Below are 800 nucleotides of genomic sequence, written 5' to 3' on the forward strand. Positions count from 1 at the left end.
GTGGGGAAGAACGAGTCCATGCCGAAGGTGCGGGCCTCGTCGGGGACGATGGGCACGATCCGGTGGCCGAACTCCTTCTCCCGCAGGAGGTCCTTCAGGATGCGCACGAAGGCCATGGTGGTGGCGGCCATCTGCTTGCCGGAGCCCTTCTTCGCGGACTTGTACGCGGCGTCCGTGGGCAGCGCGATCTCCTGCTGCTCGTGCGGGCGGTCGGGGACGAAGCCGCCGAGCTCCTTGCGGCGCTCCAGCAGGTACTTGACCTCCGGCGAGTCCTTGCCGGGGTGGTAGTAGGGCGCGCCGTAGAGGTCGCTCTCCAGCTCCTCGTCCGAGATGGGGATGCGCAGGTGGTCGCGGAAGGCCTTGAGGTCCTCCAGGGTCAGCTTCTTCATCTGGTGGGTCGCGTTGCGCGCCTCGAAGTGGCTGCCCAGGCCGTAGCCCTTCACGCCCTGCGCCAGGACCACGGTCGGCTGGCCCTCGTGCTCGGTCGCGGCCTTGTAGGCGGCGTAGACCTTGTGGTAGTCGTGGGCGCCGCGCTTGAGCTCCCAGATCTCGTCGTCGGTCATGTCCGCGACGAGCTCCTTGGTGGCCGGGGACTTGCCGAAGAAGTGGTCGCGGATGAACCCGCCGGACTCGGCCTTGTAGGTCTGGAAGTCGCCGTCGAGGGTCTCGTTCATGATCCGGACGAGCTCGCCGTCCTCGTCCTTGGCGAGCAGCTCGTCCCACTCGCGGCCCCACAGCACCTTGACCACGTTCCAGCCGGCGCCGCGGAAGAAGGCCTCGAGCTCCTGGACGATCTTGCC

1 pseudogene is annotated in these 800 nt (G+C 67.8%); it reads right to left on the bottom strand.

The features are described 5' to 3' along the window. A pseudogene (locus tag RF644_RS18680) lies at positions 1 to 800 on the bottom strand (pyruvate dehydrogenase (acetyl-transferring), homodimeric type); the annotation flags it as partial.

Origin of the sequence: Kocuria sp. CPCC 205258 (assembly GCF_040981005.1) — a bacterium.
GTDB classification, from domain to species: domain Bacteria; phylum Actinomycetota; class Actinomycetes; order Actinomycetales; family Micrococcaceae; genus Kocuria; species Kocuria rosea.